This is a genomic window from Paenibacillus sp. J22P277 (genome assembly GCF_059383675.1).
Genome location: NZ_JBXENS010000002.1, coordinates 557,973 through 576,359, shown reverse-complemented (window position 1 = coordinate 576,359; position 18,387 = coordinate 557,973). Strand labels below are relative to the sequence as shown.

Annotated in this window: 16 protein-coding genes; 9 read left to right on the top strand and 7 right to left on the bottom strand. The window is 62.0% G+C overall.

The annotated features are described in order from the left end of the window. Positions 1-77 precede the first annotated feature (77 nt). Together AC50YL_RS07305 and AC50YL_RS07300 are read right to left on the bottom strand one after the other, a co-directional pair. Positions 78-1,367 carry a LysM peptidoglycan-binding domain-containing protein gene (locus AC50YL_RS07305; protein WP_494830590.1) on the bottom strand — a complete coding sequence of 430 codons (1,290 nt, stop codon included), beginning with the start codon at positions 1,365-1,367 and terminating at the stop codon, positions 78-80. 101 nt (positions 1,368-1,468) lie between these two features. Continuing rightward, positions 1,469-2,302: a hypothetical protein gene (locus tag AC50YL_RS07300; protein ID WP_494830588.1), complete on the bottom strand. Its 834-nt coding sequence runs from the start codon at positions 2,300-2,302 to the stop codon at positions 1,469-1,471. A gap of 239 nt (positions 2,303-2,541) precedes the next feature. Here AC50YL_RS07300 and AC50YL_RS07295 point away from each other — a divergent pair, with 239 nt between their 5' ends. After that, positions 2,542-3,129, top strand: a complete 588-nt coding sequence (locus AC50YL_RS07295) for a guanylate kinase (protein ID WP_494830586.1) — start codon at positions 2,542-2,544, stop codon at positions 3,127-3,129. A gap of 221 nt (positions 3,130-3,350) precedes the next feature. On the opposite strand, the gene AC50YL_RS07290 is transcribed toward AC50YL_RS07295, so the two are convergent. Then, positions 3,351-4,208 (bottom strand): helix-turn-helix domain-containing protein, encoded by an 858-nt coding sequence (locus tag AC50YL_RS07290; RefSeq protein WP_494830584.1) that lies wholly within the window; start codon positions 4,206-4,208, stop codon positions 3,351-3,353. Positions 4,209-4,321: 113 nt separating this feature from the next. On the opposite strand from AC50YL_RS07290, the gene AC50YL_RS07285 reads away from it, so the two are divergent. The 8 genes from AC50YL_RS07285 (at position 4,322) to AC50YL_RS07250 (ending at position 13,774) form a co-directional block, all read left to right on the top strand. Then, positions 4,322-5,398 (top strand): Gfo/Idh/MocA family protein, encoded by a 1,077-nt coding sequence (locus AC50YL_RS07285; protein WP_494830582.1) that lies wholly within the window; start codon positions 4,322-4,324, stop codon positions 5,396-5,398. A 110-nt stretch (positions 5,399-5,508) separates the two neighbouring features. Next, complete coding sequence (locus AC50YL_RS07280) at positions 5,509-6,390, top strand: sugar phosphate isomerase/epimerase family protein (protein WP_494830580.1); 882 nt, start codon at positions 5,509-5,511, stop codon at positions 6,388-6,390. Between the two features lie 25 nt (positions 6,391-6,415). Beyond that, positions 6,416-7,264, top strand: a complete 849-nt coding sequence (locus AC50YL_RS07275; protein ID WP_494830578.1) for a sugar phosphate isomerase/epimerase family protein — start codon at positions 6,416-6,418, stop codon at positions 7,262-7,264. Positions 7,265-7,333: 69 nt separating this feature from the next. Beyond that, a complete protein-coding gene (locus tag AC50YL_RS07270) occupies positions 7,334-7,708 on the top strand; it encodes a VOC family protein (RefSeq protein ID WP_494830577.1) in 375 nt (124 codons plus the stop codon). 176 nt (positions 7,709-7,884) lie between these two features. Then, positions 7,885-9,906: a stalk domain-containing protein gene (locus AC50YL_RS07265; RefSeq protein ID WP_494830575.1), complete on the top strand. Its 2,022-nt coding sequence runs from the start codon at positions 7,885-7,887 to the stop codon at positions 9,904-9,906. 115 nt (positions 9,907-10,021) lie between these two features. Then, complete coding sequence (locus AC50YL_RS07260; protein WP_494830573.1) at positions 10,022-11,512, top strand: stalk domain-containing protein; 1,491 nt, start codon at positions 10,022-10,024, stop codon at positions 11,510-11,512. A gap of 282 nt (positions 11,513-11,794) precedes the next feature. Beyond that, entirely contained in the window at positions 11,795-13,093 is a 1,299-nt protein-coding gene (locus AC50YL_RS07255; RefSeq protein ID WP_494830571.1) for an outer membrane protein assembly factor BamB family protein, read from the top strand. A 177-nt stretch (positions 13,094-13,270) separates the two neighbouring features. Continuing rightward, a complete protein-coding gene (locus AC50YL_RS07250; RefSeq protein WP_494830569.1) occupies positions 13,271-13,774 on the top strand; it encodes a glutathione peroxidase in 504 nt (167 codons plus the stop codon). Between the two features lie 162 nt (positions 13,775-13,936). On the opposite strand, the gene fdhD is transcribed toward AC50YL_RS07250, so the two are convergent. The 4 genes from fdhD to AC50YL_RS07230 all read right to left on the bottom strand — a co-directional run bounded on the left by fdhD (position 13,937) and on the right by AC50YL_RS07230 (position 18,355). After that, positions 13,937-14,746: a formate dehydrogenase accessory sulfurtransferase FdhD gene (gene fdhD / locus AC50YL_RS07245; RefSeq protein ID WP_494830567.1), complete on the bottom strand. Its 810-nt coding sequence runs from the start codon at positions 14,744-14,746 to the stop codon at positions 13,937-13,939. 4 nt (positions 14,747-14,750) lie between these two features. Beyond that, a complete protein-coding gene (locus AC50YL_RS07240) occupies positions 14,751-17,138 on the bottom strand; it encodes an FdhF/YdeP family oxidoreductase (protein WP_494830566.1) in 2,388 nt (795 codons plus the stop codon). A 203-nt stretch (positions 17,139-17,341) separates the two neighbouring features. After that, on the bottom strand, positions 17,342-17,707 hold the full coding sequence (locus AC50YL_RS07235; RefSeq protein ID WP_494830564.1) for a Na-translocating system protein MpsC family protein: 366 nt from the start codon (positions 17,705-17,707) through the stop codon (positions 17,342-17,344). Positions 17,708-17,851: 144 nt separating this feature from the next. Then, on the bottom strand, positions 17,852-18,355 hold the full coding sequence (locus AC50YL_RS07230) for a hypothetical protein (protein WP_494830563.1): 504 nt from the start codon (positions 18,353-18,355) through the stop codon (positions 17,852-17,854). Between the last annotated feature and the right edge of the window lie 32 nt (positions 18,356-18,387).

Below are 18,387 nucleotides of genomic sequence, written 5' to 3'. Positions count from 1 at the left end.
TGTCCGTAACTGCCGCGGTTCGTATTCAGTCGGCGACTATGATCAGGAAGCCCGAAGCCGCTATTCGCGGGAGGCCTTCAAAGAAGCTTCACCGTATCGAAGTTGTCCTCGAGCAGAAGCCAGTTTTGCGGAAAGCTGAGTCCGAGCTTCCAGTAACTGATGCCGCGCAGCTTCAATTCTTTCAGCAAATCGAATTTGGCTTGGATCGAACGGGCGTCCTCGAACCAGACCCGGTGTTCCTTGACGTTGTCATCCCAGTACGTAAAATACGGCGCTTGAGCCGTCGCCTCATAGAGAATCTCGGCATTCCGCGTTCTCGCAAGCGTAATGGCGGCCTGCGGACTGAGTGCCTTGGCAATCGGGCCGCCGGAAACATAAGGCAGGGTCCAGTCATAGCCGTATAAGTTCTGGCCCATCAGGATTTTCCCGGCTGGCATCTCGGTGAGCGCGTATTCCAGCACGGTCCTGACCGGGCCGATCGGCGAGACCGGCATCGGCGGACCCCCGCTGTAGCCCCATTCGTAAGTCATGATAACGACGAAGTCCGCAATTTCGCCATGCGCCTTATAGTCGTGCGCGGAATACCATGCGCCTTCTTGGGTTGCGCTGGTCTTGGGAGCAAGCGCGGTGGACATCGTGAGACCGGCGGCATGAATGGGGATTACGGCCTTTCGCAGGAACCGGTTGTAGGGCTCGCGGTCTTCCGGATAGAGATGCTCCAGGTCGAAATGGACGTCGCGGAAATCCAAGTCCTTCGCCGTGCTGACGATATTCGCGATCAACGTATCCTGCAACGCGTCGTCGCTTAGCAGGACATGCCCGAGCTCGTCGCTGAACTGATCTCCGTCCAGGTTGGTGACGGCCAGCATCATCGCGGTGCGCTGTTTCGCGGCGATGCCCGGGAGGTCACCAAGCGGAGGCGGCTGCAGGCTGCCGTCGCGCTGAATGCGGAAGCTGGACGGAGCCAAGTAAGTCAGATGCGGGGCGGCCTCCCGCGCGGATTCCGTCAGCGCGGCGGAAGGCGGCGCGCCGAACGAATCGAGGTACGCGTTCACGTAAGCCTTCCGCTTCGGCAGCGGCGGGATATAGAGCCTTGTCCCGACGCGCGGCTGCGTTCCTTGCCCGATGTCGTTGACGGAAACCAGCCTGCCCGCGGTCGTGCCGAATTCGGCGGCGATGGCGGCCAGCGTATCTCCCGGAGCGACGTAATAATAGCGGCCGACGATGGGAATAACCAGTGCCTGTCCGATCACCAGCGTCTGTTCGGGCGATAATTCATTGGCGGACGCGATATCGTCGATCGGAACGCCGTAAGCCTGCGACAACCGGTAGAGCGTCTGCCCTGACTGCACGACATGAATCTGCATAACCGTTCTCTCCCCCTCTGCAACCGAAGCTGTAAAACGCCTTTAATAAGGTATTCGCGGCTTCAAGCCTACATGTCAGAGGATTGCCCGAGGGGAGCGGCTTAGGATTTGGAAGGGATTTGCGCGTTCACTTTGTTAATGATGGCCGTAATCTGATTTTCGTAACCGACGATGCGCGTTTTCTGGTCGATGATGCCTTTGGATGAAGCAACGAGCGTCGTAAGCGATTGAAGCGTTCCGTCAGGGGAACCGCTTTTGACGCAGGCATTCATCGTCTTCACGACGTCCGGAAGGCTCTTCTTCGCGCCGGAAACGACGGACTGGGCGGTCTTCGACTGCGCATGCAGCGGGGTGATGGCGGCGAGACTCGTCTTGAGCGCCTTGACGGTCGCGGCGGTCGCGGCCTTGGCCGACTTGAGCGCGGCCTCGCGGACGCGGATATCCTCGCGCGCAAGCTGCGTCGCCGGCTTCATCAACTCCGCTTGCGTGGTCAGCATGGAGGCAAGCTCCTTCAGCTTCAGCTTCCGCGCGTCGGCGATTTGCTTATTAAGCGAGGTGTAGAGCGTGAGCAGCGGTTGATAACGCGCGCGCGTCGCGTTCAGTTCATTGGTCAGCCGGCTGAGCTTGTCGGCGTCGATCAGCTTGATGCGTTTGTTCACGGCATCCAGCGCCGCGGCGTTGCTCGCATGCAGCGTCTTGTACTGGTCGTCCAGCGTATTCTCCTGCCGCTGATAGGATTGCAGGCCGAGGTACTGGGCATTCAGTTTGTCCTTCACGGCCGCGGGGGCCCCGGCGATATGCTTGGCCAGCGCGGTCTGCGCGGTCTGGCTGATCGAGACCGAGGCGGCCGAGACCGCGCCCGGGACGAGCAGGGTGAAGGCAAGCAGTGCAAGCAGCATGGATGAAAACGCGCGCAATCTCATAGACTTTATCATACGTAAATCTTCCTCCTTCGCCGCGGAACGCTCCCGGAACGCAAAAAACCCGCAAGAAAGGCATCGAATGCCTTGCTTACGGGTGCTTCCGTCGTAAGTGAACCGCGAACATATGTTTTTATAAAATATAGCCGATTCCCGACATATAGTCAAGGCTGACAGCGAACGAAAATTGCCGGGTACTTCAGACGCGCAGGTCGGCGGGCACGCCAAAGAACGATTTCAGGGAGGCTGAGACGATGAACGAAGGATCGGATCGCAGGCTGATTTTCGTATTTACGGGGCCGGACGGCTCCGGACGCAAGACGGTGGCGGACAGCGTCGGCGCCACGCTCGGCATCGCCAAGGTAATCTCGTACGCGACGCGCAAGCCCCGGCCGGGCGAAGCAAACGGACAGGATTATCACTTCATTACCCCGGAGCTCTACGAGCAGTTCGAACGCGCGGGCGACTTTATCGAAAGCATCCGCATGAACGAGAGCCGTTACGGACTGCGAGGCGCGGATATCGAGCAAAGCCTGCGAGAAGGCGGAAGCATCTACCTCGTGCTCAACCCCGAAGGCGCGCAGCTGCTGAAGCAGCAGTACGGCGACAGAGTCATCCGGCTGTTCATCTACGCCGACCGGCAGACGGTGGAGCAGCGCCAACAGGACACGGGCATCGAGCCGGCAATCCTCCAATTCAAAATGGACCAGTACGCCGCGGCGATCGCGTATCAGCCAAGCTGCGAACATGCTTTCGAGAACTACGATCTCGCGCATACCGTGTTCGAGATAGCCAATACGTTGGAGCATTACTTGCAGCGCAACCTGGTGGAGCGGGATTAGCCGGATCGGCTCCAACGATCCGAAGACAGGTCCGTCGGACGCCGGAGGATGAATTCGTGCCTGCGCGATCGGCCGGATAAAAGCCCGAAATCAATGCCGAAATGACATGCACCGCCCGAGCAGCGATCGCAACAATCCTCTTTCCGGATTGTACGATCGCCTCCGGGCGGTGCATGTTTCATTCCGGTTTATTGGAGGAACCGCATAGCGGGGCAAACCGCCTAACCCATCCGCGAGCGGTACGTCGTCGGAGCCGCGTCCGTGAATTTTTTGAACAGCCGGGAAAAATAAAACATATCGGAGTAGCCCAGCAGCCCGGCGATCTCCATGACCGTTTTGTCGGTGTTCAGCAGCAGCTTCTTCGCTTCGGCCACTTTCAGGCGATGGACGAACTCGCCGAGCGGATAGCCGGTGTATTCATGGACGATGCGCCGCAGCGTCGGCACGGAGATGTGGTGCCTCGCGGCGATCTCGCCGCCGTTAGGCTTCCCGTAGACGGTGCCGGCCAAGTCGTCGAGGAGCCGGTGGACGAAGATGGAGCGGCTGCTCGTGTCCGGCTCGCGGAAGCGCAGCGACATATCGAAGAGCAGCGACTCCAGCGCGAGGGCGGCACGGTCCAGGTTCGCCGGCACCGCGCTGTCGAGCAGCCCGAAGATCAGCTCGATCTTGCCGAAAAAGCTCTCGTCCGTGCCGGCGAATTTGACGGATTCCGGCTGCTCGTACCAGCTCGCGAGCCACTCCTGGACCCGTTCCCCTTCCAGGGTGAAGTAATATTCGTCCCAGAAGCCGCTTTCCTCGGGTCCGTACTGGAATACCTCGCCGGGATACAGGCAGAACATCGATCCGGCTTCCACGGGCTGGCGCGCGCCGCTCCCCGCTTGATAGTAGCCCCGCCCGGCGCCGATGTAAACGAACGCCCAATAGCCGAACGACGCGTCGTCGCGGCGTTGGATGCGGCCGGGCAAATGCCCGGCATTGCGGATGATGAGCGACTGCACGCGCAGCTTCTTGACATCGATGACGTTATCGTACAGGCGCATGGGCAGCGGACTGATCATATTGTCCATGTAGGTTGGCATAATGTACATTCTCCCGGCGGAATCGTCGTGATAAGGTAGAAGAAGGTTTTAATTACGATAGTCATGCAAGCTAATTATATCCGGCGGTCGGCCGGAACGGAAGGGAGCAATTCATGGTGGCGACGGAGGGCAATAAACTGCGCGTGGGCGTGATTGGCGCAGGGTCGATATCGGGCTTGCATTTGGAGGCGTACCGGCAATGTCCGGACGCGGAGATCGCGGCGATTTGCGATCAGAACAAAGGGCGCGCCGAGGCGGCGGCGGCCAAGTACGGCGCGGAGCGGGCTTACGCGGATTACCGCGAGCTGCTGCGCGATCCGGACATCGATGCGGTCAGCATCTGCACCTGGAACGACAGCCACGCCGAGATCAGCATCGCCGCGCTGGAAGCCGGCAAGCATGTGCTGTGCGAGAAGCCGATGTGCAGAACCGTCGAGGACGCGGAGCGGGTGCAGGAAGCGGTTCGGCGTTCCGGCAAAGTGCTGCAGGTCGGCTTCGTCCGCCGGTACGCCGGCAGCGTCGACGTGCTGAAGCGCTTTATCGACGCGGGCGAGCTGGGCGAGATCTATTACGCCAAGGCCTCGTGCCTGCGGCGGCTGGGCAATCCCGGCGGCTGGTTCTCGGACGCGAGCCGCTCCGGCGGCGGACCGTTGATCGACCTGGGCGTACATATCATCGACCTGTGCTGGTACCTCATGGGCCGCCCGAAGCTGGTCTCCGTCACCGGCAACACGTACCGGAAGCTCGGCAACCGCGCGCATATCCAGAATCTGTCGTTCTACAAGGCGGCGGACTACGACGCCTCGCGCAACGACGTCGAGGACGCGGCGAACGCGGTCATCCGGTTCGAGAACGGCGCCTCGCTGATGGTCGACGTCAGCTTCACGCTGCATGCCGCGAAGGATGAGCTGTACATCAAGCTGTTCGGCGACAAAGGCGGCGCGGAGGTCGAGCCCGCGCTCGTCATCATGTCGGAGAAGCACGATACGATCGTAAACGCGACGCCGCAGATCGACCATGCCAGCTTCGATGCGAACGAAGCGTTCGGCAGGGAAATCGCGCATTTCGTGAACAGCTGCTTCGGCCGCTGCGAGACGCTCAGTCCGGTCGAAGACGGGCTGGAAGTGACGCGCATGCTGAGCGCGGTGTACGAATCGGCGGGGCTCGGCAAAGAGATTCGATTCGATTGAAGCTGAATGGAAGCAAACCGTCGCGGGCCGGGATGGCGGGCAGCGAACGCCGCGAACCGTTTCATCCGGCGCCGCGCGGGTAATTTGGAGATAGAGGAAGGTTGATGGAGATGACGAATCCGTTACGGAACAAGATCGGCGTGATCGTGGACAGCTTCGGCGTCGGCGTGCGTGAAGGATTGTTGAAAGCGAAGGATGCCGGCGCGGAAGGTGTGCAGATCTACGCGGTGTCCGGCGAGATGGACCCGGCGCTGATGGACGCCGCGGCCCGGCGGGAGCTGCGCGAGCGCATCGGCGGGCTCGGGCTTGAAATCTCGGCGCTGTGCGGCGATCTCGGCGGCCACGGCTTCCAGGACGCGGCCGCGAACCCGGCCAAAATCGAGAAATCGAAGCGGATCCTGGATCTGGCGGTGGAGCTCGGCACGACGATCGTGACGACGCATATCGGCATCGTGCCGGATGACCGGAACGGCGCCGTCTATTCGGCCATGCAGAGTGCTTGCGACGACCTGGGCCGGTACGCGAAGAGCATGAACGCCTACTTCGCGATCGAGACGGGGCCGGAACCGGCGGCGCATCTGAAAAGCTTCCTCGATACGCTCGGCACGAACGGCGTCTCGGTTAATTTCGATCCGGCGAACATGGTCATGGTCACAGGCGACGACCCCGTTCAAGGCGTCATTATGCTGAAGGATTACATCGTGCACACGCACGTGAAGGACGGCAGGCGGCTGCGCATCGTGGATCCGCGCCAGGTGTACGGCTTCCTCGGCTACGAGAAGATGTCGCACGAGCGGATCGCCGAGATGGCCTCGGAAGGACCGGATTTCGCGGAGCTGCCGCTCGGCGAAGGCGCCGTTGATTTCGACGCGTACTTCAAGGCGCTGCAGTCGATCGGCTATGAAGGGTATTTGACGATCGAACGCGAAGTGGGCGATCGGCCGGAGCAGGACATCCGCAAAGCGGTGGAATTCATAAAACGGTACCGCTAAGGTGCCGGGGAGGCGGAACGAGACGATGAAAATTTCGGTAAGCGTATGGAGCTGCCATAAGTATTTGCAGGACGGCACGTGGTCGAATGCGGACTTCATCGATTACGCGGCCGGCATCGGCGCGCAGGGCGTCGAGCTGCTCAGCATCTTCTGGAATGCCGAGACCGACGTGCCGGCCGTTCGCGAGGCATTGGCCAGAACGGGACTGCAGCTGGCATGCTTCGGGGCGTGCAACGATTTTGCCCGGGCTTCGGCGGAGGAACGCGCGGCTGCGCTCGCGGACATCAAGCAATCGGTCGACGCGGCGGCGCTGCTGGGCGCGCGGGTCGTACGGGTCTTCGCGGGCGACGCCAAGGACGGGATCAGTTACGAGCAGGGCAAAGTATGGATCGCGGAGGGACTGCTGGAAGCGGCGGCTTACGCGCAGAGCAGGGACATCATTCTTTGCCTGGAAAATCACGGGGTGTTCGCCGGCCGGAGCGAGCAGGTGCTGGAGCTGATTCAGCAGGTGGACTCGCCGGCGCTTCGCAGCACCTTCGACATGGGGAACTTCCTGCTCGTGGACCAGGAGCCGGGACCGTCTTTCCAAGAGCTGGCGCCGTACATCTCGCATGTGCACGCGAAGGATTTCAAGCTGGCGGCCGAAGGCGCGGCCGGCACGTACCGCACGCTCAGCGGCAAGGCTTCGTATATCGGCGTAGCGCCGACGGAGGGCGATGCGGGCGTGGAGGATATCGTCTCCAGGCTGGAAGGCATCGGATATATGGGATGGCTGAGCGTCGAGTACGAGGGACTGGAAGAGCAGAAGGCCGGCACTTCCAAAGCGGTCAAGCTGCTGCACGGCACGGTTCCGGGTCCGGAGAAGCACGTGTAACTTTGCTCGGAAGCGGGTAATGATCCTTGTACGCATTCGCGATTTTTCGAAGAAAGCGGGGGATTGCCCATGAAGCCGCTCATCAAGAAAGACCTGATCGGCGTGATGCACTATGTTCGGGATCTGGACCATGCCAGCGCGTGGTACTGCGAGAAGCTGGGCCTGGAGCTGCGGGGCTACGGCAAGAACGACTTCGTGGAGCTCGGGCTGGACGGTCAGTACGTCATGCATCTGTTCAAGGATGCCACCGCCGTGCCTGCCGGGCGCGCGACGTTCGTGTTCGATACGCCGGATATCGCGGCGGCGCACGGGATGCTCGCGGATCGCGGCGTGGCGGTGGATCCGCTGGAACGCCATGGGGACCATGCGTCGTTCACGTTCAGGGATTGCGACGGCAACGCGCTCATGATGAGCCAATATTTCGATCGGGATCCTTTATTCTAAGCGGAGCGGCGAAGTCCGCGCCGGTACTTGCGTCAGCTGCTGCGAAGGCTGAGGCGGACCGGCGCGGGCTTTTTGCGTTATCGATTTACATTTCCTGGGATGCAACTTTTGAAATCATGAAAGCGTCAACGTATCGAATGGGCTAACGGCGATCGAACGATTTCGGGAGGTTGACGATGAGGCGACAACGATCCAAAATGCTGCTGCTTGCGGCGGCTTTGCTGGCGGCGACCGGAGCGGCGAGCGTGCAGGGTAAAACCGCTTTGGCAGACGGGGCTTCGGGCCAAGGGACGGTCGTGGCGGGAGCAGTCGGAACTGCGAACGGCAGCGGAGCAAGCATGGGCGGTTACGCCGCGAACGGCAACAGGCCAAGCATGTCTGGTTTCACCGCGAGCGGCAGCGGAACAAGCGTGGCCGGGACCGCTGCTAATGGCAACGATGCAAGCATGGGCGGTTACGCCGCGAACGGCACTGGCACAAGTACGGGCAGTTCCGCCGCGAACGGCGTCGCGGGCACGGCGGTTCCGCCGATGCTGGACCCCGGCTTCGGGTATTATTCGCATTTCACGCATGACTTGGCGATGAACCTGCTTGCGAACAGTCCGGTGACGGCTTACTTGCCGACGCGCCTGCCGAACTCCGGTTGGCAGCATTACGGATTGAAGAGCGAGCTGGGCGGGACGGGTTACGCCGTGACGGCTTTCCGCACGGCAGACGCGCAGAAGCCGGCGGACACGCTGCCGAAGGCGGGAAGCGATGCCGCGGTTGATCCGGCTTCGGTCCTCTACCGCTTGAAGGCCGGTTCTGCCGCGGAAACGAAGCTGGCCGTGCCTGCGACGGCCAAGCAACTGCACGGTGCGGACGGTTGGGCGTATTGGGCTGACGGCACTGCCGGCGCAGGCACGGCGGTTTCCGCGTTGACCGCGAAGTTCGCCGCCATGGCCAAGCCCGGCGCGCCGATAGCCGGCGCGACCGGCACGGTGCTGGTTGCCGGAACAGGCGGGAAGGCCGTCTATTCCGCCAGCTGGACGATCGACGGCAGCAGCTATTATTCTTTCGTCAGCTACGGCTCCTTGGCCGACTTTACGTCGATGCTGACCAGCTTCCGGCCGGTGGCGAACCTGCTGCAATCCGCGGACGTCGTGCTGCTGCCGAAGGACCTTCAGCTGAACCTGCAGGTCGGCCGCGGACAACTGTTCGAGCCGTATGAGAATGCGTTCGTCGCCCTCTCCAAAGCGCCGGCCGTATACGACGGCTCCGTTTATCTGCCTTTGCGCGATATCGCGACGGTCATCGGCGGGCAGATTCAATATGTCGGCCAGGAAGGCGCCGTCTACGTATCGCAAAACGGATATTACAACGAGCTGAAGCTGGATCTGCGGACGGGCGCGGTTACCCGCGGGCAGGAAAAGCTGGCGACCGTCAAGCTCGTCGTGAAAGACGGCACGACCCTGGTGCCGCTTCGGTTCATGACGGACCAGTTCGGGCTGCCGGTGGATTACGACGCGGCTTCCAAGGCCGTCGCGGTGCATGCGAGCAAATGGGCCGTCAATTTTAACCGGCTGCAAACGGGCGGCAAGGCGGATTTGCCGGTGAAGGTATTCACGGTAGCGGGACCGCCGTTTACGTATGCCAACTCGAAGCTTGAAGGCGACACGGCCTTCGGTTACGAGAATACGAAGCCGCCGCAAGGCTATAACGGCTTAAAATACGTGAATTACCGAATCAGCATCCCGCTGCTGCCTGCCGATAACGAGCTCGTGCTGCGGGATATGCAGACCAATCGCGTCATAACCGGCATCCCCGTCGAAGGCACCGTCAGCCCGGAAACGATCCCGTTTCGCCCGAGCGGGCTTGTATTCTTCGAGGGGGTGGACATGAAGGTGAAGTTGGCCTCGAGCAACGGCAAAGCCTGGGCAGGCGCATACGCGGAAACGTTCGATGCGGTGGATATTACGAGCGAGGCCGATTTTGCGGCGCTGAAGTTCGATTCCCTTAAGGTCGGGTATCGCATCGGCACGATCCAAAGCGGGATCGTATCGGTTCCCGTGAAGGACGGCAAATTCGCGTACCGGCTGAAGCCCAACAAGGGCCCGGGTACGTATGTCGTGACGCTGTATGCTCCGAATGCCTACCCGCACGCGGACCTCGCGCCGATCGGCAGCTTCGTCGTGGTCGTTCCGCCGCCGAGCGTCTAGCGTACGCGTACCCGGCGCATGAGGCCGTAGAGGAACGGGTATTATGGGATTGACTAGGACTGCCGTTCCGCGTATCCGATCATCGAATCGCAAGCCAAGAAAGGGGGATTACGATATGAATCACCGGTTCAAAAGGTTGCTGATCGCGACAGCAGCAGTCGGCATGCTGCCGTTCGGAGGCGCGGTCAGCCCCTCGGCATCGTCCGCGGCAGCCGTGACACCGGCGGTATCGTCCGCGGCTGCCTCCCCGGCCGTCGCAAGCAACGCGTTTAAACAAATCCTGGCAGGCAGCTACTATTCCCTTGCCTTGCGCAAAGACGGCACCGTATGGGCTTGGGGCCGCAATTTGCTCGGGGAGATCGGCGTGCTGCAACAAAATGCGGTCTCCAGCATCGCCGCGCCCGTGCGGCTGCCGAATCTGGCGGGCATCGCGGCGATCGCGACGAACGGCGGCGGCATGAACGTCGGGTTGAAATCGGACGGCACGGTATGGGAATGGGGCTCCATTGCCGGACTGAAGGCTTCGCCGCGCGATTCGGCGCTGCCGGCGCAGGTGCCGGGACTCGCGAATGTCGCCGCCGTGACGGCCTTGAACGGCGCGGGCGTCGCGCTGACGGGCAGCGGCAAGCTGCTGACATGGTCGCATGACGCCGCGACCGGCAAAGCAGCCGTCGTGCCCGTCGCGGGAACGTATAATTGGAGCCATCTGATCTCCTGCGGGGATGTGGCGTTCGCGCTGGACGATGCGGGCGGCGTCTGGGGACTGGGGGCGCACCGCGAACCGGACGGCGGCGTGACGCTCGTGCAGCCGTTCAAGCTGAAGGGCATTCCGGCCATGAAACAAATCTCGGCCTACGCCAACTACGGGCAAATGTACGGCGTGGACCGCAGCGGCGGCGCTTGGACATGGAAGCTGAGCACGAACGCCTGTTATCAAGGATCGAAGCCGGGAACCGCGAGCGTAGCCGGCAAGCCGTCGCGCCTGTATCCGCAGCTCGAAGCGAAGGAGATCCAAGCCGGCGGCTACGGCATTCTGTTGACCGAGGGAGGCGGCGTGTGGACGATCGGCAATGGCCCTGCCGGCAAATCCGGTCAGGTCAAGGGACTATCCGGCATCGTCTCGATCGCGTCGGGCTATTATCATAACCTGGCCTTGGACGCCAAAGGCCGGGTATGGGGCTGGGGGGCCGATAATTGGAACGAGACGGGCAGCCTGCGCCCGCACGGCGACGGCATGATGTACGCCCCGGCGCTCATCCAGACGCCGATCAACGTCTACGTGGACGGCAAGCTGCTCGTCTCGGCGTTTCCGGCGCGCATCGACAACGGCAGCGTTTCGGTGCCGATGAAGGCGGTCCTGCAGGAGCTTGGCGGCAGCTTCTCGTTCTCGAGCGATTACAAGACGACCATCCTGTATAAAGGTTCGGCGGCGATCCTGCATCCGGACGACAACCTGGCCGAGGTCAACGGCGCGCAGGTCGCGCTTCCCGCCATCGTGCGGGGCTTCACCGGCGTCACGATGATTCCGGCGGCGTTGTTGAAGCTGCTCGGCGTCCATGCGACTTGGGATGCCAAGCTCGGCGAGCTGAGGCTCGCCGCCGCCTGATCCGGCAGGCAGCGGGCGATGGAATGAGAGCCGACGCTCGCATGCATGCCTTTCCTTAAGACCGGATAACCCGGCATGTCTCTCGGGAAACAAGCTGCGCGCAAACGACGCCAGCCCTCCGTCAATCGGCCGTTATCCGGTCATGGAGGGCTGTTTTCCGTTGGCCGGATCGAGGAGGCATATATGCAAGATTCAGGAAATACAGGGAATTGGGCCGGACGTGGAACCTTTCGCGAATCCTTGCCGTCTACTTAGCAACGAACAAAAGTTAGGGGTGTCGGCATGAGATTTCTACAGGCGGTATATGCCATCCTTGCGATTGCCCTGCTCGGCGGCGCGACGACGGTTCTTGCCGACGGCCGGGGCGGACATACGTCGTATATCGGGAGCAACGCGGACAGCCCGGTCCAGGTGCCGGACGCGGCGGCGCTTTGGTCGCTGGCGATGGATAAGCCGGCCGGCGATTACTTGATGAGCGGAGGCGTGGCCGCGACGGACGGGGAGCGGGTGTTTTTCCTGCAGAACGGCAAGCTTACGGCGGTGCAGGCGAGCACGGGCAAGGTCCTATGGGCGATCGGGTCGAAGCTGAAGGCGCCGCTGCTCGTTGACGGCGGTCATGTGTTCGCGATGTCGGAGGACGGCAGGGCGATCGCGGCTGAGACCAAGACCGGGCGCAAGCTATGGGCAGCCAAGGTGCCGGTGCGGGATGCCCGCGAGCTTTACGCCTATCAAGGCCGGCTTTACGTGCAAAGCGCCGACGTGACGGCATTCCGCATCGCCGATGGCGCTTACTTGTGGAAGCAGGGCGAGTTCTACGGAGAGCTGATGTTTCACGGCGGGTACATGCTTGCGGCGCAGTTCGTTTCGGGCGCTTACAGCTACGACGTGCTCCACGCCTACGACTGCAAGACCGGCAAGCAGGCATGGGAACTTCCGAACGAAGGCCTGCCGATCGACGCGCGCGGCGATATTCTGCTCGCCGAGCGGCAGCAGACGATCTTCGACCATGTCCTGCTGACGACGCTGGATTCCATCGATTTGACGACGGGCAAGATCGTGAAGACGCGCGTGTACAATCCCGAAGGCGTGAATGCGGCGAAAGTAGACTTCTACGGTCCCGGCCAGGCATGGATGCAGGGGGATGATGTCTACATCGCGTACGGCAATACCGTTTACCGGTACCCGCTGTTCGCGGATCCGGCTTTGACCCGGCCGGACAGCTACGCCGCGCAGGGGAGCGCCGGATTGCGGTACGCGGCCGGTCCCTACGACGGGCGGCTGATTTATTCGGACGGGGACGGCATCTACGGCGTGAAGCTGGCGAACAAATATCCCGTGTTCTACAACGCCGGGTTATCGAACCCCGTCGCCCGCTTCGACCTGATCGGCCACGGCATGTACGTCGCCCAGACCGACGGCAGGCTGGTCGCGATGGACCTGATCACGGCGCAGCCGGTGCTGCAGGTGCGGACGGGCGCGCGCGTGTTCGGTCCGACGTTGAAGGCGGGCAACGTGATCATCGTGCAGGCGAACGGCAAGCTGATCGCGATTAAAGAGCCGGCGCAGCTAGAGTCCAAATAAGCGCGGCAACCAAGCGCTGCAAAAGCGCGGCCATCGAGCACTGCCCTTTCGCGGGCGGCGCTCTTTTTTTGCTTGACCTTCGCATCGGCAACCGCAGGCGGGGCGAAAATCGTGCTTTTCAAATCGACTTAAATTGTTTAAAATAACATTGTATAAAACCAAATGAGGTGATTCGTGATGAGCGTTTATGATTTCACGGTCCAAACGTCCCGAGGCGAACAGAAATCGTTGGCCGATTATCGCGGCCAGGTTCTGCTCATCGTCAATACGGCGACGAAATGCGGATTAGCCCCGCAGTTTAAAGAGCTCCAACAGCTGCACGAGAAATACCGGGAGCAAGGCTTGACGGTGCTCGGCTTTCCGTGCAACCAGTTCATGGATCAGGAGCCGGTCGCGAACAGCGAGATGCAGGAAACCTGCGAGATCAATTTCGGCGTCACCTTCCCGCTGCTCGGCAAGATCGACGTCAACGGGGCGAACGCGGATCCGCTGTACAAGTACCTCAAGAAAGAAGCGCCGGGCTTCATCGGTTCGGGGATCAAATGGAACTTCACCAAGTTTCTCGTGGACGCCGAAGGGAACGTCGCGAAGCGCTACTCGCCTTCGACCAAGCCGCTCAAATTCGAAAAGCATATCCAGAAGCTGCTCGAAGACGCCAAATCCGGCACGCCGGTGGCCTAAACCCGGCCGCTGCCCGCCGTTACCGATGTGCAATAAAAGACCCGTTCCTCGCGTGGATTCGCGCGGAACGGGTTTTGTCGTTGCGGCTTGCCGAGCCGGCGCCTTGGCGAGCCGCGCGTCAATTTCGGCGGCTTGCCGGCTTGCGCCTCGACGAGCGGAGCATCAGTTCGGCGGTTCGCTGTCCTCCTCCGCTATCCGGTGCCCGTGCGTATACACGTTCATCTCGTATCCGCGGATGAAGCCCGCGCAGGTGATGGCGAGGTCGTCCGCCAGCTTCAGGGCGAGGTCCGTCGGCGCGGACTTGGAGAGGAGGATGCCGACGCCGATTTTGGCCGCTTTCAGCACGACCTCGGAGGAGAGGCGGCCGCTGAAGGCAATGATCTTGTCGGCCACGGGCAGCCGCTCCCGCAGGGCATAGCCGAACAGCTTATCGAGCGCGTTGTGGCGGCCGATATCGGTGCGTACCGCGATGAGCGCATCCGCGGTGCAGAGCGCCGCGTTGTGCACGCCGCCGGTCATCCGGAAGTCGGCGGAGCTGTGCTGCAGCAGCCGCATGAGCGCCATGCACTGCCCCGGCGTCACCGTCATGCGGGTCATCGACGTCCGGGCCGTACGGGCATCGCTGCGAAAATAAAACTGCCGGCTCTTCCCGCAGCACGAGCCGATGAACCGCTTCGCGTAATCGTCCTTGCCCGTCGATTGCGGCCGATGCAGCTCGACATATACGTAGCCGCGTTCCTCGTCGATCCGCAGTTCCTTCAAATCCTTCGCTTCGCGGATGACCCCCTCGGAGGCGAGAAAGCCGACGGCGAGCTCCGTCAGATCCGTCGGCGAACACACGATCGTGGCGAATTCCTCGCCGTCAAGCTCCAAGGTAAGCGGGTATTCCGCCGCGATGTCGTCCTCCCGTTCGTAGGCTTCGCCGTCCGCGTATTTGCGGATCGCCCAGGTCGTCGTCATATGGGGCAGCATGCCGTCATCTCCTCCCTGAATCGGCCGGCGGCTCCTCGTCCCCGTCCAGCTCGTGGTCCAGCTCCGCGATGCGTTTCTCCACGTAGCGGGTATCCTTCAGCGCATGGAAAGTGTCCGCCCGTTCCATCACGACCGCCGCATTGTATTCCGGAATGCCGGCATGGGGTTCGTAGACCTTCTTCGGCATCAAAGCATTGCACTCCGGCCAGTACAGCTCCAGGTTGCCGGCGGCGATGGAGGCGAACTTGGCCCTGCCATGGAACGTGCCGGAGCCGTTATAGAGCACGACGGCGTCGCCTTCCTTGATGGCGTGCTTGGCACCGTCGTTCGGGTGCATCAGCACGTCGTACCGGTCGGCGGCGTTGAAGGGATCGGTGCTGCTGTAGATCATGGAGTTGAACTGCTTCCCCCGGCGGGAGGTGACGTAGAAATGCCCCTCCGGCTTGCGCAGCTCCGGCAGCTCGATCGGCAGCAGCTGGCCGCGGCCGTCCCGCGTCGGGCAGACGCCGCCCTCGCACAGCCAAGCGCCGCCCCATTGGAACACGTCGCCCCGGTTTTTCAGGAACTGAACGCCGTCGTAATTCGGCGCGGCGAGCGCGATTTCCGAGCGCAGGGCATGTGCGCTCTTGAAGGCGACCGATTTGGCGCGCTCCGGATAGACCCGCTCCGCTAGATCGCAGTAGATTTGCCATTCCGCGCGGGCTTCCCCGATGCGCGGACCGTCGATCTCCGGCGAGAAATATACCATCCGTTCCGTCGAGGTGGACGTGCCGCCGCCCGGCTGCTCGTAGCGGGTCATGGCCGGCAGGACGATGACCGCCTCCCGCGCGTCGGCGAGCGTCGACGTATTCAGGACGATATCCTGATGGACGCGGATATCGACCGCCTCCAGGCAGGCGCGGACGAAGTCCGGATCCGGCATCGTCTCCAGGAAATTGCCGCCGGAGGTATAGAACAGCTTCAGCTTCCGCTCGTGGTCCTCCGGCAGCATCGCGTTCTCCAAGGTCACGCCGACGATATCGCCCTGCCATTTCGGCAGCGGGAAGCCCCAGATGCTCTCCATGCGCGGAATGTTCATGCCCGCGAACTCGCCGCCCGGCAGGCTGAACGGATCGGCGCCCATCTCGCCGGAGCCCTGCACGCCGCTGTGGCCGCGAATCGGCATGAGGCCGCAGTGCTCGCGGCCGAGGAAGCCGCGCAGCAGCGCCAGGTTGGCGACCTGCGAGATGTTGTCGGTGCCGAAGCGGTGCTGCGTCAGTCCCATGCTCCAGACGAAGACGCCGGACTTCGACGCCGCCAGCAGCTCGGCGAACTCGGTCATCCGCGCGCGGGTCAAGCCGGAGGAGCGCTCCAGCCGCGCCCAGTCTTGTCGCAGCGCATGCGCGCGCAGCGCGTCGTAGCCGTTGACATGATCGCGCACGAACGCATGGTCGATCGCGGAGCCGGGCCGCTCCGCTTCCATGTCGAACCAATGCTTCATGACGCCCTGCATGAAGGCGATATCCCCGCCGATGTTGACTTGATAGAAATCGTCGGCAATCTTCGTCCCGAACAGCGCCGATTCCGCGATGGAGGGCACCCAGTAGCCGTCCATCGCCGGCTCCCGGTAAGGGTTGATCACGATGATCCGCGTCCCCTTGCGCTTCGCCGCGTACATGTATTTGGTCGAAACCGGCTGGTTGTTCGCGGCGACGCTGCCCCAGAAGACCAGCACGTCGGTGCCGATCCAATCCTTGTAGTTGCAGCTCGAGGCGCCGATGCCGACCGACCGCTTGAGCGCGGTCTTGGACGGGGAGTGGCAGATGCGCGACGCGTTGTCGATATTGTTCGTGCCGAGGAAACGGGCGACCTTGGCCGCGGCGTAATACGACTCGTTCGTGATGCCGCGCGCCGTCAGGTAGAAGGCCAGCTGCTTGGGGTCGATGGCGCGGATTCGGGCCGCGATCGCGTTCAGCGCCTCGTCCCACGACAGCCGGCTGAAATGCCGCTCGCCCTTGCGCCGAATGAGCGGGTAAGGCAGCCGGCCGAGCTTCCGCAGCGCCGCGCTGTCCATCCGGCGCAGCTCGTCGATATCGGCATGGAGCACGGCGGGCTTGATGGCGGGCATCGTGTTCAGCCGCAGCAGATTCAGGCGCGTCGTGCAGACATGCGGACCGGCGAGCGTTCGGTCGTAGAGGCCGGACACGCCGAGCGCGCAGCCGTCGCAAACGCCCTGCGTCAGGATGCGGTAGGCATACGGCAGATTGTCGCGGTTCTCCGCCATCACCTTCAGCGTGTCGCGGATATGATGCGGCTTCACCCTGCCGATCCCGAACGGCATTTTGCTGACCCACAGCTTGGGATCCGGCCGGCCGGGCAATTTGATCGGTCCCGTATGCTTCGTTTTCCCCATTGGAACGAACCTCCTCGAATTCGTGTTACCCCGGCATTCGGCCGAGAGAAACGAAAAACCGCGCCGAGCCGGTTTTTTCTTTCGAATGAACCCCGCCGCGGCGCCCCTCTATGGGAAGCCGGCGTTTCATCAGCCAAGAAAAAATCGTCTCGCACGCGGTTCGTCTCTCGCAGGTTCGCTGCCAAGCGCCAACACGCCGTATGTTATCGGCTGCCGCCGAATTTGCGCTCGATATCCTGATCGAACACGAAGATCGACATGCCGAAGTCCTTGTCAATATCGATATCCACGTACAGCTCCAAATAGCGCGCGCCGAGCAGCGCCTCCATCTCGACCGGCGGATGGTTGCGGTAGATGTCCTTCACCCACTGCGTGCGCGCCTCGCGCAGCATCTGCTTGCCGTCGCTCGCCGTCGCGATGAACTTCTCCACCGGCGACAGGTTGCCTTCCATCTCGCAGATCGCCCAATGCTTGCAGAAGGTCGTCGTTATGCGGCCGGGGCCTTTGCCCATATGCCGTTTGCGGTATGCTTTGACCAGGTTGCTGAATTCCGCTTCGGCTTTGTTCATGCCATGCACCTCGTTTGTCCGCGGAACCGGTGACAGGAGCGCTGTTCCGTATCGCGCGGCATCGCCTGACGGCTAGCTTCATAAGCCACCAACCTCAATTAAGTTTAATCTTAGCAAGAAAGCGCAATCAAGGCAATGCGGGAATTACAAGTTAATGGCAATTATCGCGACGAAAAACAACAGCAGCGGGAGGAAAATGAATGCGCGCACAGCATGGGAGACGTCGAAATCCTTGCGGCGCGCCGACAGGGCCATATCGACGAGGAAGAACGCGGCGGCGCACGCCATGCCGATCCGGCCGAACGTTTCGGAACGAAGGCCGAACAACATCGCGGGGAGCAGCCATCCGAAGCAGACATGGAGGCAGAGGGACAGGGCCCGGTGCGCCCATTTGAACTTTCGCAGCTCGAACAACGCGAATTCGGCAACCATGGAAGCCGACACGCCGTAGAGATAATAAACGGGCGCGACGTAAAGCAGCAGCACGCTGGCTTTGCCGAACCAATCGGCGATCGATTCCGAGCCTCCGGCGTTATAGACGGCTGCCCAACAAGAAGCGACCACGACCGTCGATACGGCAGCGCAGGTCAGTTTGCGGCACAACCAAGGCAAGACGGCTTCGGACAACGAATTTTCGGACAACATCACGGGAATCACTCCTGCATGAAGGGTTAATTCCA